The organism is Sphingomonas sp. Leaf22 (assembly GCF_001421715.1).
Taxonomy (GTDB): domain Bacteria; phylum Pseudomonadota; class Alphaproteobacteria; order Sphingomonadales; family Sphingomonadaceae; genus Sphingomonas.
Genome location: NZ_LMKP01000003.1, coordinates 40452 through 63992 on the forward strand (window position 1 = coordinate 40452; position 23541 = coordinate 63992).

Consider the following 23541-nt stretch of genomic DNA (forward strand, 5'->3'; position numbering starts at 1 on the left):
TCGCCGTCGAAGACCGCATCAGCGTGCCAGCAATTTGACCTTCTGCTGATCGAATTCGGCTTGGGTGATGAGCCCGTCAGCCTTCAGCTTGCCGAGCTTGGTCAGTTCATCGGCGACGGATAGCTCAGAGGCATTGGCCATGGTCACTGCAACCGGCGTCGCGGCCACCGCGACCACCTCCTCGGCGTATGCCGGACGGTATGCCCGCGTCACGGTCAGTTTCAGGGGCTTGCCGTCATGCAACACGTCCATGCCGTAAGTGGGCGTCTTCGCCGCCTTCGCCAACGAATCCTGGAAGTCGTCGCCGTCCTTGAAGCGCTTGCCCGCTATCGAGGTGATCTGGTCGCCGACCTGCACGCCTGCCTGTGCAGCGGCTGAACCATCCTGCAGCGAGGTGATCCGCATGCTTGACGTCTTTCCGCTCCGAACAGGCTCAAGACCGACGCCGAGGAATGCGTGGTTGGGGAACATGGTGCCCTTCGGTAGCTTGCCGCCCGCCGCGCTCATGAAGTTCATCGCCCCGTTGTGGAACTGAGGTCCTGAGAAATCAGTGCGCTTCATCTGGCCGAAGGCCATCTGGAGCTCCATCCACCCCGATGCTTGCACGCGAGAAACGCCGCCGACGGTGGACACCGTGTACTTGAAGAAACGTCGCGGTGGCGTCGAGTAGCTGTTGCCCATCAACAGCGTGCCCATCAACGACTGGCCAAAATTCATCGGCGCTTCGCACACGACCTCCGTGCTAGTCGATGAAGTCACGCTCCAGCTGCCGTCGATGCACTTGGCCGACAGCTTGCCGATCACCTCGGTTGGCGGTTCGGCGAAGATCATCTCGGTGGCACCTGTCGGGGTCACCGCGAAGAATTCGTCTGCCATGGCTGGCGATGACGTCAGGACGGCGACCGCCACAGCGACCGTATGCATTGCTCGCATTTGTAATTCATCCCCCTGCGCCGGGTGTCCCCACACCCGCAATGCCGCAGTACACAAGCGGATCGCCGAAGACGCAAGACGAATCCTGCTATGACCGCCGCCCGAACCTCCTTTGTGGTCTCCGGTGACCACCTTAACGAACTCCCTTCGGCTATCTGTCGGAGGAATCGAACGGCAAATGGCTGGTCGGGCTCACGTGACGCCGGCTGATCATTCCAACGACATCAACTGCGACGGATAGCCGGACTGCAGCTGCATGACGTCGTCGATCGATCCGCGCAGCCACTTCTCCTGATCCTGGGCCATCAGGATGACCGGCATGACCTCAGCAGCCGTTCACGCGCCGCCGCGACGTTCTCGACAAGGCCGTCCAGCAGTTCGGACCACGCAGTCACGGCTTCCACTCCTCCGACTAGCATGGCGTCTGACACCCCGGTGCGTCGCTACGCCCGCCGGTCTCCTCACCCAACCCTATTCGGCGTCTGGCGACCACAACGCTCTCCATGTCGTCATCGCAGGCGACGATTCGAACTCGATCTGAAACGCGCCATCGCCAATTCGGTCGTACATCCCTCGACCTGCCATGGTGACCGTGGCGCCGCCCGAAGCCATGCCGATGATCGTGACGACCGCGCCTGAGCCGATCCAGACGTCGGGTTCGGGCGTCGCGCGGGGGCGGACAATGCAGTAGTAGCGCAGCTCGGACGCCCGCGGTCCGTCATCCACCTCGGGCAACGCCTCTTCACGGCCTTCCTCGATTGCGAGGTCGAGCCCGTGGAATACCTCAAGACCACCATCGTCCAGAAGGACGACGACGTTGGCACCATCCAGGTGCCGCATGATCGAGGTGTCAAAACCTTCACATTCGGCGACGCTCATCAGTCTTCGCGGTTGCGTCCAGTGCGCATCATCGTGTCGGTAGCCGCGGCGGTGGACGATGGCACGACCCGCATGGGGATCAGCCCCGCCGGCATCGATCCATGCTTGGCCAAGTGGACGAACAACATGCGGACGGCCGCCTCGGTGGTCAGGCCCGCCCGGCCGAGCACCTCGGCAACCTGCGTCTCGAGGACCGGATCGACTGGAATGGAGATCATGCGTCCATCATAGACCGATCTCCTGCGGCGCGCAGCAACCTCATCTGCTCCCATTTCTCCGACATCAGCCACTCGCGCGCCTTCGGCCAGTCAGCGACCACGGGCCGCGGCCCCCCGGCGTCCACCGCCGCGGCGATGAGGAACCCATGGTCGTCGTCGAAGAAGCCGAGCGCCCAGCCCGGGGCGACCTTCGTCCACGGACCGCCCGTCAGCCAGCGACAGCCGAACATCGGGATCGCGCAGAGCCGCGTCGCCAGATCATCGGCGAACCCACGGAGCATCTCCGCCCGGTCGATGGCCACGTACGTCATCCTGGTATCGGTCGACTTCGACGTGACGCCGAGCGTCATGTCCATCCACTCGATCCCGAGTCCGCCTCGGCCCCAGCGACGCGCCACGACGCGGCTGCGCTCACCTAGATTCACGAACCTCTGGACTTCGCCGCGAGGACCGAGCTCTTCCGGCATGTCCAGCCGCCCCGCCGTCAAGATCGTCCTGCACATCGCACCGTCACCCCATTGTCGACCATCGTCGGTGAGGTCGGCGGCCGCCGTCTCCCGTGCGATGGCGAAAGACCTACCGTCGATCAGGCTGCCCGCAGCCAGCGCATGTGGCTGTAGCCGCCGACCGACGCGAAGCCGCTGTGACGGAAGCAGACGGTCTCCCCGTCGCTTTGGAAGCATGCCCCGCCCTGGATCGGCGTTCGCCGGGCATCACCATTCTCGGCGCCGTCAGCTGCGCGTGTGGTCAGGCGTCGCGACGAGATCGCCACGATCTCCACACGGGCGCCCTGATGGGGCAGAACGCCGGCGATGTGTTCCAACACGTCGCCTGGACGAGCCTGCCGCGTGAATTCTGCGAAACTAAGCCGCGGTTGCAGCGATGGTGCATCCTGCAACGCCGCCGCGTGCAGTGACGGATCGATCTGGGTGCTGGTGTAGAGCGACACGTTGCGAAGTCCGTAATGCGGCTCCCAGTCGTGGCGCGTGAACCGTTTGAGTTCGGCATCGATGAGGCGCCGCGCGGCGGAGCCTTCCTCCCGAACCGACAGGTCGGCTGTGGAGTAGCCCAAGATTGAGACGGTCAGGCTGGAGTGATACCAATCACCGCCAAAGCGCATCGTCGCCTTCATGCCCGGGAACGTCTCCGCCAGATGCGCCTTGATGCGCTTCAGCAGGTCGGCCCTCTCTTCACCTTCGCGATAGAGGTCGCCGCGAAACTCATGCGCGGTGTGGATATCGGTCTTCAAGGGCTGGTCCCCGGTGGTGGAATCGAGACGGGCGTAAAGCGCATCCGTTGACGATCCGTTGCCGAGCGCCTCCGACCTGTGGTCACTACCATTCGCTGATCGGGCGATCCCGACGTGCGACCAGAATCTCGACCGTGCAGACCACATCCATTGATCGTGCCCGGCCTGTAACCGGGACGACTGACGCGGTCTCCCACCCGCCGGGCCATGCTTCGTTGAATGGGCACATGATTTAAGAACCACGCTTGGCTGAGCGTCCCGAACGGCTACCGGCAGGCTCCGTCTAGGGCCTGTGCCCGGCTTGGCGTCACGACGGCCGCCAACCGGCGGGCGATCGATCCGCAACCTGAGCGTCCACGACGCCGGAATGCGGCGGATGCCGGCATCCGCATAGGCGCCGCCTAGTCCGCCAAGCCGACGGAGAGACCGAGAGCCATCAGGCCGGACCTGCGGCCGCGGCCTACCGCGCCGATGCGACGACGCATCCGACATCACGATTGGAGTGGAAAAGATGGTAGAACCCGAGATCGCGGGCGGCATCGCCGTGTCTGCAACGGATGACCATTCGGCCGCACCGCCCCCCGCGTCGGACGACGGCGACATCGATCTCTCCGGTGTCGACCCCATGCGTCGTGTCGAGGTCCGTCGGCGGATCGCCGTAGTGAGGTCGTTCGTCGCGCTCGCCGCACCTGACGACAACGATGTGCGACGTCACGCCGCGATGCTCGACCTCAGCATCAACCAATTCAAGGCGCTGGTACGCGCATGGCGGTCCCAGCCGTCCGCCGACAGCGTGGCCCAATCGGGACGGTCGAAGGGCAAGCCGCGTCCGGTCGGCCCGCGGCAGCTCGACGCGGAGGTGAAGGCGACCGCCGAGGCCGCCATCGCAGGGCTGAGCCCGACCGCGACCATCGCCCAGGCGACCGCGGCGGTCGCAGCCGCCTGTGAGGCGCGGGGTCTGGCCGCGCCCAAGGCGACGACGGTCTGGAAGATGATGATCGCGGCGCGGCAGATGCAGGTCGATCCCGCCGGATGCGGCGTGGTCGTCGTCGGCCGTTGCTGGATCCGGCTCCCCGTGCTCGACGGCGACGACCTCGTCACGCCCTCGGTCGCGCTCGTCGTTCGCGCCTACGACGCCGCGATAGTCGGGGCCTCGATGCGTTCCGATGCCGCCACTGACGCCGCACTGATCGCGCTCGCGCGCGGTCGATCAGATCTGAAGACCCTTGAGATCGACGAGCGCATGATCGGTTCCGATCCGGGCGCTGCGGGGGCGATCGGGCAAACGTCCCCTGCGTCGACGATCCGACGCCGGCTCTCGCGCGTCCTGGGCAACCGCATCGGCAAGGTGCAGCCCATCTACAAGGCCGGTGCGGAGAGGGGCCCCGAACGCCTGCTGCGCTCGCGCAAAGACCGGCCGCTATCGAAGGCGGACGCCGCCGCCGTCATCCGCGCCGCGATCGCCGCCCACAACGCAGAGCGTAGCATGGGTGGGGCCATCTGGATCGACTAACCGCCCGCCAGCGTGTTCAGTTCTGTTGCGATGCCCCCCTAGCAGAGCCAATATGGGAAAAGCGCATCGGAGAAGACATGATGTACAGGATCGCCGCACCGCTTTTGGCTCTTGTTGCCGCAACACCTGTGTACGCACAGCTTGCTCCTGGCGTTCAAATGCCGCCAGAGATCGGCCAAGCCTACGGGCGGCTGGGCAAAGCGATGATGGCGCACGATGCAAATGGCGTCAGGACGGTCTGGGCTGATGACTTCGTGGTGAACTCGCCAAACAACACGGTCCTACAACGTGAGGAGGTCATCGCGGTGATGGAGCGTGATTTCCTCGACTACCGGGACTTTCGAAAGCACATCACCTTCGTCGGCGAGAAACCCGAGGTGACGATCGTCATGGGATACGACACGATGATCCCGATCAATGGACCAGGTGCAGGCAAGCAGGTCACGCGGCCATTCACGGACATCTGGGCGAAGCGTACGGGGGGCTGGCAGCTTATCGCTCGTCAGGCGACGATCGCCTTTGCGCGTTGAACTGTTGGCTCCAGTCGATATGACTCGCCGTTCCACGCACGAGTGACTCGCAGGACCGCTCCCTGCCCGTGACTTCCGGTAACTGCCCGCCAGGTCTTGGTGGGCGCCCGACTTCGATCGGACATTCCCCCATTCCCTTAACTCCATGTCGACCAAGCCATTTTGGGAAAACGGTTTCGGGAACGGGTTTTGGGAAAACGGGCCTAATGGGAGCGGATCGACTGAGCCGTCGACATGGTCGTCTCACTGGCCGTTCCCATTCGGGACGGCAGGTGCCGACCAGTTCCCGACGTTCAGCTTGACCGAGCGCTTTCCCGGAAGCGGCCATTTGTTCACCTCGCTTCCGGCGCGGACCGTGGTGACCGACATTGGGGACTTTCCTGCCAGTCAGCTTTCAGGATCGGAACGGTTGAAAGCCGCTGGGCCGCGATTGCTGGAGCCGTAATGCATGTTCTGCGCGACGGCGTTGATGATGCCGTCCGCCTTCGCGGTGCGGATCAGCTCGCGATAAAAAGGTTTCGCACCCCAGAAGCGACGTGGGCCGACCTTGTCAGACGGCTTCAAATAGATGCGCAGCATTCCAACCTCGCGGTGCTGGACGTTGAAACGATCAGGCATAACGGGCCTTTCGATAGGAAGCAGGATCAGACGCGCGAGCGTCGGCGGGAAGCACCGTGCGTGCGGGCATCACGCAGGGTCGCATCGGGTGTGAGGTGCGCAGCAGGCACCTTGGGGACTGCGACGCGCTGCGACAGATAAATGCCGTTATGACCCGAGCAAAGGTAGGCGACGAAGCATGCGACCGCGATCGGCACAGCATAGGCCGCCCCGAACAACTCGATCCCCATGAACGTGCAGGCAAGCGGCGTGTTGGCAGCACCCGCGAACAGCGCAACGAAGCCGATCGCCGCGAAGACCCCCGTCGGGACTCCGAACATGGGCGCGAGTGCATTGCCGAGCGCCGCGCCGATGAAGAACAGCGGTGTCACCTCTCCGCCCTTGAAGCCAGTGCTCAGGGTGACGACGGTGAAGAGCAGCTTCAACGCCCCGCTCCATGGATGGGTGTCGGGACCAAAGAAGCTGGCGATGGTCAGGCCGTCCGGCGTCGCCGCCAGCGTGCCCAGACCGAGATAGTCCCGCGTGCCGAACAGCCCGACCAGTGCGATCACGGCCACGCCCCCGATGACGGGTCGTAGTGGGCCATAAGGCACCATGCGCTTCAGCCATCCGCCAAGCGCATGATTGGCCTCCGCAAAAGCTAGTCCGACCAACCCGAATACGACGCCCGCGACGCCAGCCTTGATGACAATTAGAGCGTCGACCGGCACTGTCGCATCGACAAGGTAGGCGCCGTGATGAATGCCCCAGGAAAGACAGGTCCAGTCACCCACCAGTGCCGCGACCAGGCATGGCACTAGCGCACGATACTCGACCCGGCCGATCGCCAGGACCTCCAGCGCGAAGACCGCGCCCGCGATCGGCGTCCCGAAGACCGCGCCGAAGCCCGCCGCGATTCCGGTCTTCAGCAGGATGCGTGTCGCTTCCGCATCCAGCTTGAGTGCGCGGCCGAAGCCGCTGGAAAGGCTGCCGCCCAATTGCACGGCGGTGCCTTCACGCCCCGCCGATCCCCCGAACAGGTGCGTCACGACCGTGCCGAAGAAGATGAGCGGGGCCATGCGCAGCGGCACACCGCCCCCTCGTTCATGGATTTGCTCGACGATGAGGTTGTTACCGCCTTCGACCGAGCGCCCTGTCAGATGGTAGAGCAGTCCGACCATGAACCCGCCGATCGGCAGCAGGTAGAGCAGCCAGGGAAAGGCAAAGCGAAGCCGGGTCACGGCATCGAGGCTCCACAGGAAGGCTGCGCAGAGCGTTCCCACCGTTGCGGCCATCGGGATCAGGATCAAAGCCCACCGCAGCACCGACATGGCATGGGTGCGGCGATCGCGAATGAACGCTGCCATGTTGAACTGGTCGTAGAGATTGCGAAATGTCGCGCGCACGATTCCTCCTTGCTGCCTTGCGGCGCCTGGTAGGAATCATCGGCCCTTGCGAGGGCGGTTCGGCCGAATGGCCCGGCGGAAATCCATCGCCTTGCCTGAGCATATGCTGTCCGACGGCGACCTGGTCAACCAACGGCAGGGTCACGATGAGACCATTGTTTTGCTGAGGATCAATAATTGGCTCACCCATGGAATAAACCCCGACGGGCGTCGTCTACGCTTTCGAGACTGATGCGCCGGAGGCTTATGCGTAGACGAAATTGGATGCTGGGTCTGACCGCTTCGGTTCTGCTCACCGGCGCAGTCGCGGCCGCCCCCGCCGATGGATACGCCAGCATGATATCTGCCGCGATGGACCGGATGATGGCGGGCATGATGGTCAAGCCGTCCGGCGACGTCGACCGCGACTTCGTCGCGATGATGCTTCCGCATCACCAGGGCGCCATTGATATGGCGGTGGCAGAGCTGCGCTACGGCCATAACGAGCAGCTCAAGCGCATTGCGCAGGAGATCATCATCGATCAGCAGCAGGAGATCGCCGCCATGAAGTTGGCGATCGGTCAGCCGCTACCCCGTTCGACGCCAGCCCCGACGCAGGGCGGCGACCACCACAGCCATATGGAGCACTGACATGATCCGGACCTTCCTGCGCTCGGCCGCCTTGCTGATGAGCGCCGCACCGGGCATTGCCATGGCCCAGCAGGCGCCGTGGAACGCCAAGGACGTGCCTGTCAGCCACCGCGACCGCGTCTATGCATCCGAACAATTCTCCAACACGGTGTCGGTGACGGACCCGGCCGACAACAGGTTGCTCGGCGTCATCAAGCTCGGCGATCCGCAGCCGATGAATTTTTCCCCGCTCTACAAGGGGCAGGTGCTGGTTCACGGCCTCGGCTTCTCGCCGGACGGGAAAACACTGGCGGTCGTGTCGATCGGATCCAACGCCGTGTCGTGGATCGACACCGCCACCAACACCGTCAAGCACACGACGTATGTCGGGCGCAGTCCGCATGAGGCGTTCTTCACACCGGACGGCAAGGAGGTGTGGGTTACGGTACGCGGCGAGGATTACATCGCCGTGCTCGACCCCACGACGTACAAGGAGACGGGGCGCATCAAGACGCCCGGTGGTCCGGGCATGACGATCTTCTCTCCCGATGGCCGATACGGCTATGTCTGTTCCTCGTTCAATCCGGTGCTGGCCGTGTTCGATGTTGCAACCCACGCGCAGGTCGGACAGGTGGCGCAGCCGAGTCCGTTCTGTCCCAACATCGCCGCGACGCCGGACGGCAAGCAGGTGTGGTTCACGCTGAAGGACATCGGCAAGACGGTCGCATTCGATGCCAGGCCGCCTTTCGCGATCCTCAAGGTGCTGGATACCGGACCGATCACCAATCACGTCAACTTCGCCCGCACGGTCAGGGGACAGTTCGCCTATGTCACGGTGGGCGGGGAAAACGCGGTGAAGGTGTTCCGCACGTCCGACTTCGCGCTTGTCGCCACCATCCCGGTCGGCAAGATGCCGCACGGCGTCTGGCCATCGGGCGACGGCCGGCGCATCTATATCGGGCTGGAGAATGCCGATGAACTTGCCGCGATCGACACCGCCGGCAACAAGGTCGTTGCCACCGTGCCGGTCGGACAGGCACCGCAGGCGATCGCCTATGTCCCCAACGCTGTTCCGACAGGCCCCGGCACCGACAATCTTCAACCGCTCGGCACGGCCGGCAAGGCGTTGCATCTGAATATGGGGCCGGTTGGCGGCAGCCGCGCGGCAAGCAGCATTACCCTCTTCGACCAGGGTATCATTCAGGTGGTGCAGAGTGCCGTTACCGGTTTACAGCCCAAAAAGCCTTACATGCTCGTGCTGACCGCCAATGCGGACGGCAGCGGTGCGGTAGAGCCGCTTGCGAACTTCATGAGCAACCCGGCAGGTGCGGCGATCGTCAATGCGTCGGGACCGATCCGGCAGATCGTTCAAGGCAGCACCGCGGCACCCCGGCGTTTTCTGGCGGTAGCTGAGGTGGTAAATGGTGCGCCGGGCCGCATCGTGCAGGTGCAGCGCGACTGAAATGGACCCGCTTGCCGCCGCGATCGAATCACTGATCCCTGGTCTGCGTCGCTATGCCCGGTCGTGGTTGCGCGATCAGGCGATGGCGGATGACGTGGTGCAGGATTGCCTTGAGCGCGCGGTCGGGCGCTGGCGGCAGCGGCGTGGCACGGAGGTTCGCCCCTGGCTTTATGCGATCCTGCACAACCTGTTGATCGATCAAAGGCGGCAGCATATCCGGCGAGGTACGGCGGTTCCGCTCCACCTCGTAGACGACGCTGCGCTCGGCCGCCCGGCCGATCAGGACACGGGTCTGCACCACCGCGACCTGTTGCGCGCCCTTGATGCGTTGCCCGAGGAGCAGCGGACGGTGCTGCTGCTCATCTCGGTCGAAGGTCTGTCATATGGGGAAGTCGCTGCCGTCGTAGGAGTGCCGCTGGGAACGGTGATGTCGCGAATATCGCGGGGGCGCGACCGTCTGGCGACACTCATCCGAGAGGGTGAACGGCCGCGATTGAGGAGTGTGCGATGACCAGCCCGATCGGAGAAGACGATCTGGCCGCGTGGATCGATGGAAGGCTGTCGCCCGAGCGGCAGCGTCTGGTCGACGCCTACCTTGAAGGCCAGCCGGACATGCATGCCCGTTTGCGGGAGCAGGCGGAGCAGGCGCGAGCCCTTGCATCCCTGTTCGCCCCGATCGCGGATGAACCTATCCCGGCGACGATGCGCGTTGCAGCCATCAGGGGACGGCAACGCCAACCGCGTTGGCAACTCGCCATCGCCGCGTCGCTTCTGTTGACGGTCGGGTTTGGCGGGGGCTGGTCGAGCGCGCGTTGGAGTGGCGAACCCCGCGCGGGTATCGCGGCGCTGGCCAACGAGGCGAGTGACAATTTCCGTGTCTATGCCGCCGACCGGATACGACCAGCGGAGATCGGCCCCGACCAGCGCGCCATGCTGATCCGATGGACCTCCGCTCGATTGGGTGAGCGCGTGACCATCCCGGACCTCAGCACAGCGGGTTACCGCTATGGCGGGGGGCGATTGGTCGCGACGCCCCACGGCCCTGCGGCGCTGCTCCTTTATGATGGACCGCAAGCGTCGAAGCTCGCGGTGCTGACGAGGCCCATGCAAATCGACAAGAGCGCAAGCATGACCAGCACGTCCAGCGGGACCATGGGCCGGGTCACATGGGCGGTCGACGGGATCGGCTATAGTGTGGTGGGGGAGCGCCCCGCTGCCGAGCTGCATCCGATCGCCAACGAGGTCCGGCGCCAGGCCGATGCGGCGCTTGTGTCCTGATAGCGCCTGGCCGGTTCTCAGCGCCGACAGGCACTGGGCGGACCAGCGGGATCACGGCTTGCGCTCGGCATCCTTCCGGTCGGCCTCTGCCGGAGTCAGCCTGGCCCGCTCGCGAATGCGACGTTCGAGCGGAGCGCCGACGAACAGTACGAGCATCGCAAGGCTCAACCCGCCGATGATGAGCGGCCACACCGCCAACCCTGCTGCCGCGCCGATCGTGGCTGTCACCCAGATGCACGCGGCGGTCGCCAGCCCATGCACTTCCTGACCCTGGCCGACCCGCAGCACAGCGCCGGCACCGATGAAGCCGACGCCGGACAGAATGCCCTGCATCGCCCGTCCTGCGGCATCGGCGTTCACATTCGGCAAGCCACTGTGCACGATCGCCTGCACGGCGATGCAGCTCGCCAGGCCGACCAGACCCAGCGTCCGCAAGCCCATGATCTGCCGGTTCTCGCGCGAGCGTTCCCAGCCGAGCACCATCCCGGCCGCGGTCGCAATCACCAGCCGGCCGATCGCATCGATCCAGAAGCCGATGTCCGATGCCGCTAACGCTTCGATCATTCGACCAGCACGTGGACGTGATGCCAGGCGGTGCACAGATAGCCGGCGAAGTTCCACATCGTGTCCGGCCGTTCGGGCTGTCCCTGTCCAGCCCCGTCAAAGGCGCGCACGACAAGGTGCTGGCGCCCCTTGGCGAGCGTGGCGTCAAGGGTCCAGCGCCGCCAACCCCAGTGCGTCTCCGGATCATCGGCGAACGTCGCCTGTTGCCAGTCGCGACCACCGGTCACCGACACTTCGACCCGAGAGACGCGGCGATCATAGGCGATGGCATAGCCCTCGATCCGCACCTCCCCGGCCGGCAGGGCTTCGCCAGAGCCGGGCGCGCAGATCGCGGCGTTGAGCGGCATGGCATTGATGGTCAGACCCTGGCTCCAGTCGGCGGTGTCGCTCGTCACATCGGCAGGAAAGAGCTTGTAGTCGTGCGCCTGGATCGGTGCGTCGGATGGCGTGTCACGCACCTCGATCCGTGTCAGCCATTTGGCGCTCCGCACCCCGGCATAGCCCGGCACCACCATGCGGAGCGGTGCGCCGTGTTCGGGCGTCAGCGGCTCGCCGTTCATCGCCCAGGCAATGAGGACGTCGGGTTGCCGCGCCTTGTCCATGGCGATCGAGACCCCGAACGATGCTTCCTCGCCTTCGACGTCCACCTCGTCCGCGCCGGTGAACGCCACAAACAGGTCGGACGCATCCGGCGCACCGACGGCATCCAGTACGTCGGACAGTCGTACGCCGGTCCACTCCGCATTGCCGATCGCGCCCACGTCCCACGGGTCGCCGGACGTTTTTGCGACCTGCTGAAGATCCGTGCGCCGGTTGCCGGCGCACTGGAGAACTGCCGTCACCGTCCGCGTGGCCAACGCGCTCTTCAATTCCTCCACCGAGAAGGAGCGTCTTTCCATGCTCATCCCGCTGACCTCGATCCGGTGATCGGCAGGCAGATCAGGCACCGCACCATGGCTGCGCACGTAGAACAGCGCCTGCGGCGTCAGGAACCGCTCGATCAGCGCGCCGGGCGTCGGCTCGGCGTTGTAGGGCTCGGATTTGCGCTCGATCATATCAGTCATGGACGAACCAACGCCGCAAGCGCGCGGATCGCTTCAAGTCTTCAAGACTATCGCAGACGAAGGATTACCGATCGTTCCGATATCCAGATTGAAATAAACAGATCAAACGGTTGGTCGTATCGATCAGTTTCCGCGATACAAGCTGCATGACCCTGGAGCAGCTCAGAATCTTCGTCGGTGTCGCCGAGCGCGAACACGTCACCAAGGCAGCAGAGGTGCTGAACGTCACGCAGTCCGCTGCCTCCGGCGCGGTCGCGGCCCTCGAAGCGCGCTACGGGGTTCCTCTGTTTCACCGCGTCGGGCGTGGCATCCAGCTGACCGAAGCGGGCCGCGGCTTTCTGGAGGAAGCGCGCGCGGTGCTGGGGCGGGCAGCGCATGCCGAGACGATGCTGGCGGACTATGCCGGGCTTGCCCGTGGTTCGTTGCGGATCGTCGCCAGCCAGACGATCGCAAGCTACTGGTTGCCCGCAAGGCTTGCCGCCTTCCACGAGCGCCACCCGCAGATCGCGGTCGAGCTGGCGATCGACAACACCGAAGGCGCGGCAGCGCAGGTCCTTAGCGGAGCGGCGGAACTCGGTTTCGTTGAAGGCGAAGTGGACGAACCAGCGCTGGCGCATTGGGAAGTCGGACGCGATCCGATGGTGCTGGTCGGACGCAGGGACGCCGAGCGTGTCGACGAGGACTGGCTTCGCGCTGCACGCTGGATCGTCCGCGAGCAGGGTTCGGGCACGCGCTCGACCTTCGAGGACGTGCTGCGAACGCGCGGGTTTGATCCGGCCCAGCTGACGGTAGCGATGACGCTGCCGTCCAACGAGGCGGTGCGTACCGCGGTCGAGGCCGGTGCCGGCGTCGCTGTGTTGTCGCGATTGGTCGTCGCACGCGCGCTCAAGGCCGGCGATCTGGTCGAGCTGGCGCTTGAGTTACCCGATCGCGCCTTCCACGCGCTGCGCCACAAGGAACGCTATCGCACCCGCGCGGCCGACGCGCTGACGGACCTCATCAAGGAGCAGGTCGCATGACTGCCGACGCACCTTCGGCCCTGACCGGCCTCAAGCCGCTAAGCAGGCTCGATCACCCGCGCGAGATGATCCGCCAGTTCACACCCAACTGGTTTGCCGCGACCATGGGCACCGGCATCCTCGCTCTCGCGCTGCCGCAGGTGCCCGGCATCGGCCCCGCGCTCAAACCGATTGGCGAGGTGTTGTGGTTCTTCAACATCGCGCTCTTCATCCTGTTCGCCGGTCTCTATGGCGCGCGCTGGGCGATGTTCGGGCATGAGGCACGGCGCATCTTCGGCCACAACACCGTGTCGATGTTCATCGGGACCATCCCGATGGGCCTGGCGACGATCATCAACGGATGTCTCGCCTTCGGGATCGCGCGATTCGGTAACGGCATCGTGCCGGTCGCACACGTCCTGTGGTGGATCGACGTCGCCATGTCGCTCGCCTGCGGCGTGTTGATCCCCTACCTGATGTTTACCCGCCACGAGCACAGCCTGGACGGCATGACCGCGGTATGGCTGCTGCCGGTCGTCGCAGCGGAAGTGGCGGGTGCCAGCGGCGGGCTGCTCGCTCCGCATCTGACCGATCCCCACGCGCAGATCGTGACGCTCGCGACCTCGTATGTGCTGTGGGCCTATTCGGTGCCGGTCGCGTTTGGCATCCTCGCTATTCTGATCCTGCGCATGGCGCTCCACAAGCTCCCGCACGAGAGCATGGCGGCATCCTCCTGGCTCGCGCTGGGGCCGATCGGCACCGGGGCGCTGGGTATGCTGGTGCTTGGTGCGGATGCGCCGGCGATCCTCGCGGCGCACGGGCTGGTCGGTGTCGGTACCGTCGCGCAAGGGATCGGCGTCGTCGCCGGGCTCTGCCTGTGGGGTTTCGGCCTGTGGTGGCTGGCGCTCGCGACGCTCATCACCATCCGCTACTGGCGCGCCGGCGTGCCGTTCAACCTGGGCTGGTGGGGCTATACCTTCCCGCTCGGCGTCTACACCGTCGCCACTTTCCGGCTCGGCACGACGCTGAACCTCGGTTTCTTCGGTATCGTCGGCACGGTGCTGACGATCGCGCTCGCGGCGATGTGGCTGCTGGTCGGTGCCAAGACGCTCGCCGGAGCATGGCGCGGCAACCTGTTCGTCTCGCCCTGCATCGCTACCCCGAACTGATCCACCCTGATGATCGGATCAGTCGGTCCGATCACTTGCAGAACGCCCCTTCGATCCGCCAGCGTGGCTGGCCACAGGAGAGCCTTTTCATGGACAATTTTGACGCCGCGCTGGCGATTGAAACCAGCCGTCGCCGCTTTCTCAGGCGTACGGCGCTCGGCACCGCCGGCCTTGCCGCAGCACCTGCGCTGGCGCAGCAGCTCGTCGACCTGAAGCTGCCTGGCGGCAATGCCGAGCGGCCGATGACCAGCGCCTTTCCTGGCAAGGGCAGCATGATCCTCCAACGCATCCATCCTCCGCTGTTGGAGACGCCGATGGACGTGTTCGACAAGTCGGTGTTCACGCCCAACGACCAGTTCTTCGTCCGCTGGCACTGGGCCGACATCCCGACCTCGATCGACGTCGAGAGCTTTCGCCTCAAGGTCTTCGGCCACGTCAACAGACCGCTGTCGATCAGCCTCGCCCAACTGCTGCGCCTGCCGCGGGTCGAGATGGCCGCCGTCAACCAGTGTTCGGGCAACAGCCGTGGGCTGTTCCAGCCGCGTGTCGCCGGCGCGCAATGGGGCAACGGCGCGATGGGCAATGCCAAATGGCTCGGCGTGCGCCTGCGCGACGTGCTTGATCTCGCCGGGGTCAAGGCAGGCGCGGTACAGGTGCGCTTCGGCGCTCTCGATCAGCCGGTCGTCGCTGGCGCCCCCGACTTCGAGAAGGCGCTTGGGCTCGACCATGCCCGCGACGGCGAGGTGATGATCGCCTTCGGCATGAACGGCGAGCAGCTGCCGCTCCTCAACGGCTTTCCCTGCCGGTTGATCGTGCCGGGCTGGTACTCGACCTATTGGGTCAAGATGCTGAACGGGATCGAGGTGCTGCCCGGCCCTGACGACCAATATTGGATGGCCAAGGCTTACAAGATTCCGGCGACGCCGGGCGCCAACGTGATGCCGGGACAGAAAGACTTCCCGACCGTCCCGATTAACCGCATGATCCCGCGTAGCTGGATGACCAGCCTGCCGGATGGCCAGGCGATCGCCTATGAAGCGTCCATCCCGGTTGGCGGGATCGCGATGGGCGGCGACTGCGGCGTCGCCAAGGTCGATGTCTCATCCGACGGTGGCCGCACTTGGTACAGGACGACGCTCGGAGCGGACGAAGGCAAGTATAGCTTCCGGCGCTGGGATGGTCGCGTGCCGCTTAGGCGCGGTCCCAACCCCATCATGGTGCGCTGCTGGAACGCCAACGGTGTCGCTCAGCCGATGAAGCCGATCTGGAACCCCGGCGGGTTCATGCGCGGCAACATCGAAACCACCACCATCATTGCGGCCTGAGGAGCGAGCAATCCATGAAGACCCCGTCTCCCGGCGTAATGGCCGCTGGCTTGATTGGCCTGACCGGTATCATCCTCGTCTCGATAGGGGCGCCGAGCAGCCGCAAGGCGTCTGCCCCGATCTCCGAGACGTCCGAACCGGCGCCCCCCGTCAGCGTGTCGGCCCGCGGCTTCTCGCTTGCCTCGACCAGCGTCGACCTGCCGGTCGACGACGCGACCTATCCCGATGGTCCGCACGCCGACGTTATCAACGCCAACTGCACCTCGTGCCACTCGGCCAGTATGGCGCTGACCCAGCCTGCGCTATCGGCGGATCAGTGGAAGGCGACCGTCACCAAGATGCGCGAGGTGTACAAGGCGCCGGTGGCCGAGAAGGATGTCGACGCAATCGTCGCCTATCTCACCGCCATGCCGCATCAGAAGGCGGCACCCGCAACCGGCAAGGCGCAGGAGCCCGACCCCAAGGTCGCTCCCGATGTCTCAGGTGGCACCGGCTAACCGAGCCATGATCCCAAAATACCATCTCAATCGGGAAAGTCGTCATAACCGGTCGGTTGTGACGCTGTGGAACCTACCACGGCCTCTCAAGGGTTTGCGTGTGTCAGAACCGTGGTTCAGAATGTCCGCTCCGGAGATCGGCAACGTGCCTCGGCTACGACCGACTTTGGGTCGGCAGCGGTCTGGCATGGAAGCGACCCACCGCTCGTTGAGATGGGCCGCCCCAGGGTCAGATTTCGGTCCGTTCAGCCAGGACGAGGGCATCTTCGATGTCCACGCCGAGGTACCTGACAGTGTTCTCGATCTTCGTGTGGCCCAGCAGGATCTGGATCGCCCGAAGGTTCCCGGTGGCCTTGTAGATCATTGATGCTTTTGTGCGGCGAAGCGAGTGCGTCCCGTACTCGGCCCGGCGAAGTCCGACCGCATCGACCCACTCGTCTACGAGCCGGGCATACTGCCTCGTGCTGAGATGCCCCGCATGATCGACGCGGCTCGGAAAAGCGTAGTCGTGGACAGTGCCGCCGCGGCGTTCGAGCCACGCGAGGAGGCTTGCCCTGACATCGGCCGTAAGCTCGAACTGGACAGGGCGTCCGGTCTTCTGCTGCACGACGATCGCTCGAGTTCTGATATCAGGCCCGGAGACGAGGTCGCCGATCCTGATCTTCACGAGATCGCAGCCTCGCAACTTGCTGTCGATCGCTAGGTCGAAAAGCGCTCTGTCGCGGAGGCGGCCTTCCCGATCCAGGAAGAAGCGAACCGCCCAGATTTGCTTCTGCGTCAGCGGTCGCTTCGTGCCGACCGTCTTGCCCGCATTCCACACAGGGCGGCGGTGCGTGGCAGGATCATATTGTGCATGTCCCATTGTTCGTCTCCACGGCCGTGATTGGCCGTGGAATCAACGTGGTCACCCGATGGGATTGCGGGCGGCCCTGTCAGCAACCGACCCAAAGGCAGACGTAGCCGCGGCATGTTGCCGGTTTTGGAAACTGACATTCTGAACCGGGGTTCTGACACACGCAAACCCTCGGAATACCGTGGTCGAGTCTGCAGCGTCAAAACCGACCGGTTTTGACACCGGTAGCTCGGGTCAGTTCCGGCCAAAGCGGAGCCGGACGCCGCCGTTCAACACGAATCCCTCGGTCGGAGCCCACACGTCCACGGTCCAGCGCCCATCCGACCCCCGGGTCGGACGTAGGATCGGGTCGTATTTGGTCTGTCGGACGCCAAGGATGTTTTCGGCATTGAGGAACAGGCTGGCGCGGCCAAGGATGATCTCGCCCAACACGCCTAGCTCCACATAGGGACGGCTGCGGTCGCGGTAGGGATTGTCCTCCAACCGCTGCCGTCCGGTATAGTAAGCCTCGAAGCCGAGTCGGCCCTTGCCCTCCGCTTCCCATATCGCGGTCACGCCCGCGGTGTCGCGCGGGGTGCGCTCAATCCGCTGCCGTCCTCCCACCGAGCTTGGCTCGGTCGCGTCGATGTGGACGTAGCTGCCGGTGATGCTGAACGCATCCCAGCGCTGCCGCACCAGCAGCTCGACGCCGCTAGTGCGCGTGATGCCGTTCACGGAGACGAGCCGGACGCTTGCCGGCCCGGTCGAGTCAAGCCGCAAGGCGTTGTCGACACGCGACGCGAACAGCGAAGCGTTCACCTCGGTCCGGCCGCGCACATAGCCTATGTCGAGCGAGGCGGTGTCCGCCACCTCGGCCTTCAAACCTGCCAGCGGCTCCAGCCGCGACAGCCCGGCGTCCTCGATCTCGTCCACGAACGGCGTAGGCGCGAAGAAGCCGCGCCCGACTGACGCGCGCACCGTCCAACGGTCGGGCCGCCAGAGCAGCGACACGCGCGGGGAAAGCCGGGTGCCGTAATCGCTGTGGAAGTCGGCCCGTGCGCTGCCGGCAATCGTCACGTCGGGGCGAAGGTCATGCTCCACCTGCCCGAACACACCGGGCGCGGTGTAGGTGTAGTCGAACGCGGCAAACGTCTCGTTGCGGTAATCATCGACCTGGAAGGCGACGCCCGCCACCCAGCTCGTCGCCCCTGCCCGATCGCCAATCGACGCTTCGCCGAACGCGGTGCGGTGCCGGTCGTCCTCCACCACATCGCCGAACCTGTGCCGGTGATCCTGCGTCACGCCGGACGCGCGCACCCGCAAGATGCCAAGGCCGTCGATCGGCTTCTCGGCGACAAGCCCGGCGTCCAGTCTCGTGCTGTCCTGGTCCTGCTGGAACGGTCGCCCGTCCGGCACGGTGCGCCCGGGTAGGGTGCCGCCGTCGCGGTTCTCCCTCATCGCGCCGATCGTGAGCAGCGCACTCGTGCCGTCCGCCCCTTTGAAAAACAGGCGCGGGCGCACCGTGAACCGCTCGAAGCCGGGCATGTCCGCCCAACCGTCGCCGTCCAAGTCTTGGGCGCGCTGGCGATGCGCACCGCCGGTGATCGACGCCCCGAACCCGCCTCCCAGCGGCGTTGACGCGTAGCCGGTCGCGTCTTGGCCGTTGCGGGTGGTGGCGTTCAACAGCGCCTCGGCCACCGGCTCATCACTCGGGCGACGCGAGACGAGATTGATGACGCCGCCTAGCGCGGACGGGCCGTAAAGGGCTGACGCCGCGCCCTTAATGACCTCCACCTGACCCAAGTCGGTCGGCGGTATCTGCAACAGGCCGATGCCGGCGGCCTGGCCGCCGTAGAGCGGAAGCCCGTCCGATAGGATTTGCGTGTAGCGACCCTCCAGCCCCCGTACCCGGACATTCGCCGCGCCAAGCCCGGGAGAAGTGACCTGCACCCTCAAGCCGCCGGTTTCAGCGACGATCATGCTGATGTTACCGGGGACCATGAGGTTCTTCTCCTCGATCTCCTCCCGGTCGATCACCTCCACCCGGATCGCCTCGTCCTGCACGCGGCGGCCGGAACGAGTCCCCTGAACAATAATCTCCTCGCCTTCCTCCTCCTCGGGCGCTTCGGCCTCGATCTGAGCCAGCTGCGTCTCCTGGGCGCGCGTCGGGCTCGCGATGCCGATCGCCAGCACCGCTGCGGCGCTGGCAAGGAACAGGTGAGTTGAAGCCGGTCGGCTTGGCGCGTTGTTCTTGAAGGTCATGCAGGTTCGTCGTTGCTCACTCTGGCGGGCTCATTGTTCGCTGCGGATGCCGCGACCATCGGCTCGACCGAATCGGGATAACGACCTATATGCAGCCTGTAGCCGCTACAGGGTCAAGGCATGGAACAGGCGCTCACTATCGGAAAGCTCGCCAAGGCGGCCGACACCAAGGTCGAAACCGTGCGCTGGTATGAGAAGGAAGGACTCATCGACGCGCCCGCGCGGACGGAGGGCAACTATCGCTCCTACACGCCGCGCGACCTTTCCCGGCTCACCTTCATCCGGCGCGCGCGAGACCTAGGGTTCTCGCTCGACCAAGTGCGCGCCCTACTCGACTTGGCGAGCGATCCCGGCCGCGACTGCGGTTCGATAGACGAACTCGCCACCGGGCACCTGGCCGCGATCGACCGCAAGATCGCAGACCTGTCCGCGTTGCGGCGCGAGTTGGCGGCGCTTCTGACCTCGTGCCGGGGCGGCACCATGTCCGAGTGCAGCATCCTTGAAGCGTTCAGCCCGGCATCAATCCGATCCGCGCCCGCCGGAGCGGTGACGTGAGCGACGATTGCGGCTGCACGGGCGATCAGGACCGTGCCAAGGTCGATCCAGCCTACCGCCGCGCACTATGGATCGTCGTCATCCTTAATGTCGGCTTCGGCTTCGCCGAACTCGTCGGCGGCTTCTGGACGGGCTCGCAGGCGCTCAAGGCGGACTCGCTCGATTTTCTCGGCGACGGCTCCATCACGTTCGTCGGCCTGCTGGCACTAGGATGGAGCGCGCGGGCGCGCTCGCGCGTCGCGCTCGTCCAGGGGCTGTTCCTAGGGGCGCTCGGGCTAGGCGTGATCGGAACGGCGATCGTCCGCGCGCTCGACGCCGAACCGCCGGAAGCGTTGTTCATGGGCGGCATCGGCGTGGCGGCACTGGTCGTCAACGTGGCCGCGGCGCTCGTCCTGGCGCGGTTTCGCAAAGCTGGCGACGCTCAGGGGCGCGCCATCTGGCTATTCTCGCGCAACGACGCCCTCAACAACGTGGCCGTGATCGTCGCGGCCGGCCTAGTGGCGTGGACCGGCAGTGGCTGGCCGGACCTCGTGGTCGCCGGCGTCATCGCGGTCGTATTTCTACAATCGGCCTGGGAGATCGTGCGCGACGCGCGACGAGAACGGTAGTGTCAAAACCGAACGAGGCTGTTGAAAAAGTAGCTCCGGCGCGGAAGAGGCGTTGGTCCGAGCAATATTCTTCTTGTATCGCCCCGACCGTCGCAACCTCTTGTGCAAAAGAGGCGACCTGCAAGCAATCATATTACGCGCGAGGTGGCCGCACTGCCTGCTCGCCGAGTTTTTCAACAGTCTCGACCGGTTTTGACACCTATGTTCAACAAGGTCAGCCCTGCTCGAACGCGGTCAGTATAGGGCATGGACCTGTCGAGCTGGACCCGCACTCCTGCGCGAGCCGGAGAAGCGAGGCGCGCACCCGCTTAAGGTCCACGATCTTCTCATCCAATGCCGCAATGCGTTCGGTCGCAAGCTCGCGGGCGCGGGCGCGATCGTCGGTCGCGTCCAGCGCTAGCAGCTCGCCGATCTGTTCAAGCGTGAATCCGGCTGCCTGAGCTGATCGAATGAAGCGGAGCCGGCGCACGTCCTGCACCCCATAGCGCCGGACGCCACCCGCGATCCCGGCCCCGTTCGGCCGGTCGGGCGTGTCGAGCAAGCCGCGGCGCTGGTAGTAACGTACCGTCTCGACGCCCACGCCGCCCTCTCGCGCCAGCCCCGCAATCGTGATGCTCGCCATGTCTTGACTCCGGACTATGGTACGGACCCTATATAGGTGGGGCGAGCAAGCTGGAGAAGCGACATGGCGACCGCCCCCGTCAAACAGGCGACGATCTACCGGATGGTGATGTCTGAACACACCTGCCCCTATGGACTGAAGGCGAAAGACCTTCTGCGTCGCCAAGGCTATGCGGTCGATGACCACTGGCTGACGACGCGCGACGAAACGGATGCCTTCAAAGCAAAGCACGGGGTCAAGACCACGCCGCAAACCTTCATCGGTGGCGAGCGGGTAGGCGGCTATGACGATCTGCGCCGCTTTTTCGGCAAGACCGTCCGCGACCCCAAGGCGCTTACCTATCGACCGGTGATCGCGCTGTTCACGATGACGGCGCTGATGGCGCTCGCCGCCAGCTACGCGGTGCTGGGCACGCCGTTCACAATTCGCGCGATCGAATGGTTCATCGCCTTCTCGATGTGTGTGCTGGCGCTGCTCAAGCTCCAGAACATCGAGAGCTTTTCGAGCATGTTCCTCAACTACGATCTGCTCGCCAAGCGCTGGGTGCCCTACTCCTATATCTACCCGTTCGCGGAAGGCGGAGCGGGCGTGCTGATGATCGCGGGCGCGCTTACCTGGCTGTCGGTGCCGGTCGCGCTGTTCATCGGCTCGATCGGGGCGGTGTCGGTGTTCAAGGCCGTCTATATCGACAAGCGTGAGCTGAAGTGCGCGTGCGTGGGCGGGGACAGCAACGTGCCCCTAGGCTTCATCTCGCTCACCGAAAACGTGATGATGGTGGCGATGGCGCTGTGGATGGCCGCCGCCGCGATCGGCATCGCCGGGGCGCACTGACGCTCGTTGACATTGGATCGGAGAGAGTGCCGATAGCCGGGATGACGAAGGGAGCACCAGCCTTAGCCCGAGCGCTTCGCGCGACCGTCCTGGTCGTGCTCGCGGCGCTGCTGCTAGTGCGTCTCGGCCCGTTTTGCGAAACGGCGGCGCAAGCCGCACCGATCGCGTCGGCGATGGTCGGGTGCGATGGCGATGGCACGCCAGCGCCCGTTAAAAAGGCTCCGCTATCGAGCTGCGCCACGCCTTGCACGGCCGTTCCCGGCGAAGCCCTGGTGCGGGTCGAGCCGATCGCCAACCATCCGGTCGCGCCTTGGCCTGCTCTACTGACCGGGCTGGCCGGTTCTCCGATCCCGCCGGCGACACCGCCTCCTCGAACCGTGTGACGCTTCAACAACCTCACATATTTGATCGATGGAGATTTTCTGATGACCAAGCTGAAACTGATCGGTGCCGCACTGGCGCTCGCCCTCCCAACCGCGGCGTTCGCGGCCGGCTCCTGCTGCGCCGACATGGCGTGCTGCAAGGAGGGGGCGGACTGCTGCAAGGACGGCAAAGGGGACTGCTGCGCGGACATGAAGAAGGGCGGCGACCACGCCGGCCACGACATGCCGGGCGCGCCCAAGAAGTAAGTCGGCGGGGGGAGGCGTTCGCGCCTCCCCTTCGTCTCAATGGCGCGCGAAAACCCTGCGCCCGTTCGGCCCGAACGCGACGACCTCGAAAGACTGCGCCGCTCGTCCCGGCACTTCCATTCCGGGTGATCCAAGCGGCATTCCGGCGACCGCTAGACCGCTGACACCCTTTGGACGCTGCGCGAGCGCGCGCTTCATATCGGCGATCGGGACATGACCCTCGAAGGTCATCCCGTCGATTATCGCGGTGTGACAGGATGCAAGGTCGGCGGGGACGCTGCGTGCCTTCATCATTGCGGGACGGTTCGCATCGTCAACAATCCGCACCGTGCGGCCGAACTGCGCCTTCACGATCTTCGCCCATTCGCCGCAACACCCGCATCCGGGGTCGCGATGCACGAGGATCGCATCGGCCGCGACGGCGACGGAGGGGACGCCCAGCGCGAGGGCGGCAAACAGGTAGCGCATATTGGTCATGGTCGATGCCTGGTTGGCGGCCCCGCCCGGTTGGGAGCGGGGCCATGCATTTATTGAGCGGGCTTGCCCATCTTGCGAAGCATAGCGTTCAACATGGCGATCTCGCGATTCTGGCTGGCGATGGCCTTCTGCGCCTCGCGGCGAACCTCGGCATTCTGTGTGCTACGAAGCGCGATCTGCGACATTTCCACCGCGCCACGATGATGCTCGATCATCTTGCGCGTCCACGTTTCGCCGGCGTCGGCCCCCATCGCCGCCATCATCTTCTCGTGCATTTTCATCTCGGCCGGACCGTAGGGGTTGGCTGCGGTCGCTGGCATCGCATGGTTCATGCCGGCCATGTTGCCGTGGTTCATGCCCTGGTGGTTCGCCTGCTGTGCAAGAGCCGGGGTCGCCAGCGCGGCGACGAGGAAAAGGGGTGCGAGTTTCATCAT

General features: G+C 65.1%; 29 protein-coding genes and 1 riboswitch. Of the genes, 14 read left to right on the forward strand and 15 right to left on the reverse strand.

The genetic code is table 11. From position 1 onward, the window contains the following. Positions 1-18: 18 nt before the first annotated feature. The 6 genes from ASE70_RS02745 to ASE70_RS02765 form a co-directional block, all read right to left on the reverse strand. Positions 19-876 (reverse strand): PDZ domain-containing protein, encoded by an 858-nt coding sequence (locus ASE70_RS02745; protein ID WP_235512279.1) that lies wholly within the window; start codon positions 874-876, stop codon positions 19-21. Positions 877-1143: 267 nt separating this feature from the next. Next, entirely contained in the window at positions 1144-1254 is a 111-nt protein-coding gene (locus tag ASE70_RS20510) for an SOS response-associated peptidase (RefSeq protein ID WP_162235912.1), read from the reverse strand. Between the two features lie 150 nt (positions 1255-1404). Next, positions 1405-1812, reverse strand: a complete 408-nt coding sequence (locus ASE70_RS02750) for a hypothetical protein (RefSeq protein ID WP_056399317.1) — start codon at positions 1810-1812, stop codon at positions 1405-1407. Then, positions 1812-2030 carry a hypothetical protein gene (locus tag ASE70_RS02755; RefSeq protein WP_056399325.1) on the reverse strand — a complete coding sequence of 73 codons (219 nt, stop codon included), beginning with the start codon at positions 2028-2030 and terminating at the stop codon, positions 1812-1814. Before ASE70_RS02755 ends, ASE70_RS02750 begins: the two co-directional genes overlap by 1 nt. After that, positions 2027-2386: a hypothetical protein gene (locus tag ASE70_RS02760; protein WP_156347385.1), complete on the reverse strand. Its 360-nt coding sequence runs from the start codon at positions 2384-2386 to the stop codon at positions 2027-2029. Before ASE70_RS02760 ends, ASE70_RS02755 begins: the two co-directional genes overlap by 4 nt. A 230-nt stretch (positions 2387-2616) precedes the next feature. After that, complete coding sequence (locus ASE70_RS02765; RefSeq protein WP_056399340.1) at positions 2617-3279, reverse strand: hypothetical protein; 663 nt, start codon at positions 3277-3279, stop codon at positions 2617-2619. A 511-nt stretch (positions 3280-3790) separates the two neighbouring features. On the opposite strand from ASE70_RS02765, the gene ASE70_RS02770 reads away from it, so the two are divergent. Both ASE70_RS02770 and ASE70_RS02775 read left to right on the forward strand, forming a co-directional pair. After that, complete coding sequence (locus ASE70_RS02770; RefSeq protein ID WP_156347386.1) at positions 3791-4792, forward strand: hypothetical protein; 1002 nt, start codon at positions 3791-3793, stop codon at positions 4790-4792. Between the two features lie 77 nt (positions 4793-4869). Then, positions 4870-5322: a nuclear transport factor 2 family protein gene (locus ASE70_RS02775; protein WP_056399348.1), complete on the forward strand. Its 453-nt coding sequence runs from the start codon at positions 4870-4872 to the stop codon at positions 5320-5322. Between the two features lie 387 nt (positions 5323-5709). Here the strand turns inward: ASE70_RS02775 and ASE70_RS02780 are convergent, their stop codons facing one another. Next, on the reverse strand, positions 5710-5940 hold the full coding sequence (locus ASE70_RS02780; protein WP_235512280.1) for a DUF190 domain-containing protein: 231 nt from the start codon (positions 5938-5940) through the stop codon (positions 5710-5712). 26 nt (positions 5941-5966) lie between these two features. Then, positions 5967-7325: a voltage-gated chloride channel family protein gene (locus ASE70_RS02785; RefSeq protein ID WP_056501209.1), complete on the reverse strand. Its 1359-nt coding sequence runs from the start codon at positions 7323-7325 to the stop codon at positions 5967-5969. 23 nt (positions 7326-7348) lie between these two features. Then, a riboswitch (Fluoride riboswitch) is annotated at positions 7349-7425 on the reverse strand. 164 nt (positions 7426-7589) lie between these two features. Here ASE70_RS02785 and ASE70_RS02790 point away from each other — a divergent pair. The 4 genes from ASE70_RS02790 to ASE70_RS02805 are packed head-to-tail and all read left to right on the forward strand — an operon-like array spanning position 7590 to position 10674. Then, positions 7590-7955 carry a DUF305 domain-containing protein gene (locus ASE70_RS02790; protein ID WP_200909505.1) on the forward strand — a complete coding sequence of 122 codons (366 nt, stop codon included), beginning with the start codon at positions 7590-7592 and terminating at the stop codon, positions 7953-7955. Position 7956: 1 nt separating this feature from the next. Further along, positions 7957-9396 carry a beta-propeller fold lactonase family protein gene (locus ASE70_RS02795; protein WP_056399353.1) on the forward strand — a complete coding sequence of 480 codons (1440 nt, stop codon included), beginning with the start codon at positions 7957-7959 and terminating at the stop codon, positions 9394-9396. A gap of 1 nt (position 9397) precedes the next feature. Further along, a complete protein-coding gene (locus tag ASE70_RS02800) occupies positions 9398-9907 on the forward strand; it encodes an RNA polymerase sigma factor (RefSeq protein ID WP_055998753.1) in 510 nt (169 codons plus the stop codon). Beyond that, on the forward strand, positions 9904-10674 hold the full coding sequence (locus tag ASE70_RS02805; RefSeq protein ID WP_055998755.1) for an anti-sigma factor family protein: 771 nt from the start codon (positions 9904-9906) through the stop codon (positions 10672-10674). Before ASE70_RS02800 ends, ASE70_RS02805 begins: the two co-directional genes overlap by 4 nt. Positions 10675-10725: 51 nt before the next feature. On the opposite strand, the gene ASE70_RS02810 is transcribed toward ASE70_RS02805, so the two are convergent. Together ASE70_RS02810 and ASE70_RS02815 are read right to left on the reverse strand one after the other, a co-directional pair. Further along, on the reverse strand, positions 10726-11238 hold the full coding sequence (locus tag ASE70_RS02810) for an MgtC/SapB family protein (protein ID WP_055998757.1): 513 nt from the start codon (positions 11236-11238) through the stop codon (positions 10726-10728). After that, complete coding sequence (locus ASE70_RS02815) at positions 11235-12302, reverse strand: sulfite oxidase (protein WP_055998759.1); 1068 nt, start codon at positions 12300-12302, stop codon at positions 11235-11237. Before ASE70_RS02815 ends, ASE70_RS02810 begins: the two co-directional genes overlap by 4 nt. A 146-nt stretch (positions 12303-12448) precedes the next feature. Here ASE70_RS02815 and ASE70_RS02820 point away from each other — a divergent pair, with 146 nt between their 5' ends. From ASE70_RS02820 to ASE70_RS02835, 4 genes are all read left to right on the forward strand, one after another. After that, on the forward strand, positions 12449-13321 hold the full coding sequence (locus ASE70_RS02820; protein ID WP_055982119.1) for a LysR family transcriptional regulator: 873 nt from the start codon (positions 12449-12451) through the stop codon (positions 13319-13321). After that, positions 13318-14469: a TDT family transporter gene (locus ASE70_RS02825; RefSeq protein ID WP_055982116.1), complete on the forward strand. Its 1152-nt coding sequence runs from the start codon at positions 13318-13320 to the stop codon at positions 14467-14469. The genes ASE70_RS02820 and ASE70_RS02825 overlap by 4 nt, the downstream gene beginning before the upstream one ends. Positions 14470-14558: 89 nt before the next feature. Continuing rightward, positions 14559-15794 (forward strand): molybdopterin-dependent oxidoreductase, encoded by a 1236-nt coding sequence (locus tag ASE70_RS02830; RefSeq protein WP_056399355.1) that lies wholly within the window; start codon positions 14559-14561, stop codon positions 15792-15794. Positions 15795-15808: 14 nt separating this feature from the next. After that, on the forward strand, positions 15809-16291 hold the full coding sequence (locus ASE70_RS02835; RefSeq protein ID WP_055998767.1) for a c-type cytochrome: 483 nt from the start codon (positions 15809-15811) through the stop codon (positions 16289-16291). Between the two features lie 229 nt (positions 16292-16520). Here ASE70_RS02835 and ASE70_RS02840 read toward each other — a convergent pair whose 3' ends face one another. Together ASE70_RS02840 and ASE70_RS02845 are read right to left on the reverse strand one after the other, a co-directional pair. Further along, complete coding sequence (locus ASE70_RS02840; RefSeq protein ID WP_056399358.1) at positions 16521-17153, reverse strand: tyrosine-type recombinase/integrase; 633 nt, start codon at positions 17151-17153, stop codon at positions 16521-16523. A 225-nt stretch (positions 17154-17378) separates the two neighbouring features. Then, positions 17379-19385: a TonB-dependent receptor plug domain-containing protein gene (locus ASE70_RS02845; protein ID WP_055818822.1), complete on the reverse strand. Its 2007-nt coding sequence runs from the start codon at positions 19383-19385 to the stop codon at positions 17379-17381. Between the two features lie 120 nt (positions 19386-19505). Between ASE70_RS02845 and ASE70_RS02850 the strand changes: the two genes are divergently transcribed. Continuing rightward, positions 19506-19940, forward strand: coding sequence for a MerR family transcriptional regulator (locus ASE70_RS02850; protein WP_055818817.1), 435 nt, complete (start codon positions 19506-19508; stop codon positions 19938-19940). Further along, positions 19937-20548 (forward strand): cation diffusion facilitator family transporter, encoded by a 612-nt coding sequence (locus ASE70_RS02855; RefSeq protein ID WP_056399361.1) that lies wholly within the window; start codon positions 19937-19939, stop codon positions 20546-20548. The genes ASE70_RS02850 and ASE70_RS02855 overlap by 4 nt, the downstream gene beginning before the upstream one ends. A 214-nt stretch (positions 20549-20762) precedes the next feature. On the opposite strand, the gene ASE70_RS02860 is transcribed toward ASE70_RS02855, so the two are convergent. Continuing rightward, complete coding sequence (locus tag ASE70_RS02860) at positions 20763-21170, reverse strand: MerR family transcriptional regulator (protein ID WP_056399364.1); 408 nt, start codon at positions 21168-21170, stop codon at positions 20763-20765. 63 nt (positions 21171-21233) lie between these two features. On the opposite strand from ASE70_RS02860, the gene ASE70_RS02865 reads away from it, so the two are divergent. Then, positions 21234-22001: a MauE/DoxX family redox-associated membrane protein gene (locus tag ASE70_RS02865; RefSeq protein WP_055818807.1), complete on the forward strand. Its 768-nt coding sequence runs from the start codon at positions 21234-21236 to the stop codon at positions 21999-22001. A 425-nt stretch (positions 22002-22426) separates the two neighbouring features. Continuing rightward, positions 22427-22630 carry a hypothetical protein gene (locus ASE70_RS02870; RefSeq protein WP_055818803.1) on the forward strand — a complete coding sequence of 68 codons (204 nt, stop codon included), beginning with the start codon at positions 22427-22429 and terminating at the stop codon, positions 22628-22630. A gap of 36 nt (positions 22631-22666) precedes the next feature. Here ASE70_RS02870 and ASE70_RS02875 read toward each other — a convergent pair whose 3' ends face one another. Both ASE70_RS02875 and ASE70_RS02880 read right to left on the reverse strand, forming a co-directional pair. Next, positions 22667-23098 carry a DUF411 domain-containing protein gene (locus ASE70_RS02875; RefSeq protein WP_055819568.1) on the reverse strand — a complete coding sequence of 144 codons (432 nt, stop codon included), beginning with the start codon at positions 23096-23098 and terminating at the stop codon, positions 22667-22669. Between the two features lie 59 nt (positions 23099-23157). Next, positions 23158-23541 (reverse strand): DUF305 domain-containing protein, encoded by a 384-nt coding sequence (locus tag ASE70_RS02880; RefSeq protein WP_055818800.1) that lies wholly within the window; start codon positions 23539-23541, stop codon positions 23158-23160.

Coding starts and splice junctions, on each gene's coding strand:
- ASE70_RS02755 (WP_056399325.1), bottom strand. CDS start 2,030: ATGATCTCCATTCCAGTCGATCCGGTCCTCGAGACGCAGGTTGCCGAG.
- ASE70_RS02860 (WP_056399364.1), bottom strand. CDS start 21,170: ATGGCGAGCATCACGATTGCGGGGCTGGCGCGAGAGGGCGGCGTGGGC.
- ASE70_RS02770 (WP_156347386.1), top strand. CDS start 3,791: ATGGTAGAACCCGAGATCGCGGGCGGCATCGCCGTGTCTGCAACGGAT.
- ASE70_RS02825 (WP_055982116.1), top strand. CDS start 13,318: ATGACTGCCGACGCACCTTCGGCCCTGACCGGCCTCAAGCCGCTAAGC.
- ASE70_RS02840 (WP_056399358.1), bottom strand. CDS start 17,153: ATGGGACATGCACAATATGATCCTGCCACGCACCGCCGCCCTGTGTGG.
- ASE70_RS02790 (WP_200909505.1), top strand. CDS start 7,590: ATGCTGGGTCTGACCGCTTCGGTTCTGCTCACCGGCGCAGTCGCGGCC.
- ASE70_RS02835 (WP_055998767.1), top strand. CDS start 15,809: ATGAAGACCCCGTCTCCCGGCGTAATGGCCGCTGGCTTGATTGGCCTG.
- ASE70_RS02880 (WP_055818800.1), bottom strand. CDS start 23,541: ATGATGAAACTCGCACCCCTTTTCCTCGTCGCCGCGCTGGCGACCCCG.
- ASE70_RS02830 (WP_056399355.1), top strand. CDS start 14,559: ATGGACAATTTTGACGCCGCGCTGGCGATTGAAACCAGCCGTCGCCGC.
- ASE70_RS02870 (WP_055818803.1), top strand. CDS start 22,427: ATGACCAAGCTGAAACTGATCGGTGCCGCACTGGCGCTCGCCCTCCCA.
- ASE70_RS02805 (WP_055998755.1), top strand. CDS start 9,904: ATGACCAGCCCGATCGGAGAAGACGATCTGGCCGCGTGGATCGATGGA.
- ASE70_RS02780 (WP_235512280.1), bottom strand. CDS start 5,940: ATGCCTGATCGTTTCAACGTCCAGCACCGCGAGGTTGGAATGCTGCGC.
- ASE70_RS02815 (WP_055998759.1), bottom strand. CDS start 12,302: ATGACTGATATGATCGAGCGCAAATCCGAGCCCTACAACGCCGAGCCG.
- ASE70_RS02850 (WP_055818817.1), top strand. CDS start 19,506: ATGGAACAGGCGCTCACTATCGGAAAGCTCGCCAAGGCGGCCGACACC.
- ASE70_RS02760 (WP_156347385.1), bottom strand. CDS start 2,386: ATGGACATGACGCTCGGCGTCACGTCGAAGTCGACCGATACCAGGATG.
- ASE70_RS02845 (WP_055818822.1), bottom strand. CDS start 19,385: ATGACCTTCAAGAACAACGCGCCAAGCCGACCGGCTTCAACTCACCTG.
- ASE70_RS02865 (WP_055818807.1), top strand. CDS start 21,234: ATGGCGACCGCCCCCGTCAAACAGGCGACGATCTACCGGATGGTGATG.
- ASE70_RS02775 (WP_056399348.1), top strand. CDS start 4,870: ATGATGTACAGGATCGCCGCACCGCTTTTGGCTCTTGTTGCCGCAACA.
- ASE70_RS02750 (WP_056399317.1), bottom strand. CDS start 1,812: ATGAGCGTCGCCGAATGTGAAGGTTTTGACACCTCGATCATGCGGCAC.
- ASE70_RS02820 (WP_055982119.1), top strand. CDS start 12,449: ATGACCCTGGAGCAGCTCAGAATCTTCGTCGGTGTCGCCGAGCGCGAA.
- ASE70_RS02795 (WP_056399353.1), top strand. CDS start 7,957: ATGATCCGGACCTTCCTGCGCTCGGCCGCCTTGCTGATGAGCGCCGCA.
- ASE70_RS02800 (WP_055998753.1), top strand. CDS start 9,398: ATGGACCCGCTTGCCGCCGCGATCGAATCACTGATCCCTGGTCTGCGT.
- ASE70_RS02745 (WP_235512279.1), bottom strand. CDS start 876: ATGGCAGACGAATTCTTCGCGGTGACCCCGACAGGTGCCACCGAGATG.
- ASE70_RS02875 (WP_055819568.1), bottom strand. CDS start 23,098: ATGCGCTACCTGTTTGCCGCCCTCGCGCTGGGCGTCCCCTCCGTCGCC.
- ASE70_RS20510 (WP_162235912.1), bottom strand. CDS start 1,254: ATGCCGGTCATCCTGATGGCCCAGGATCAGGAGAAGTGGCTGCGCGGA.
- ASE70_RS02810 (WP_055998757.1), bottom strand. CDS start 11,238: ATGATCGAAGCGTTAGCGGCATCGGACATCGGCTTCTGGATCGATGCG.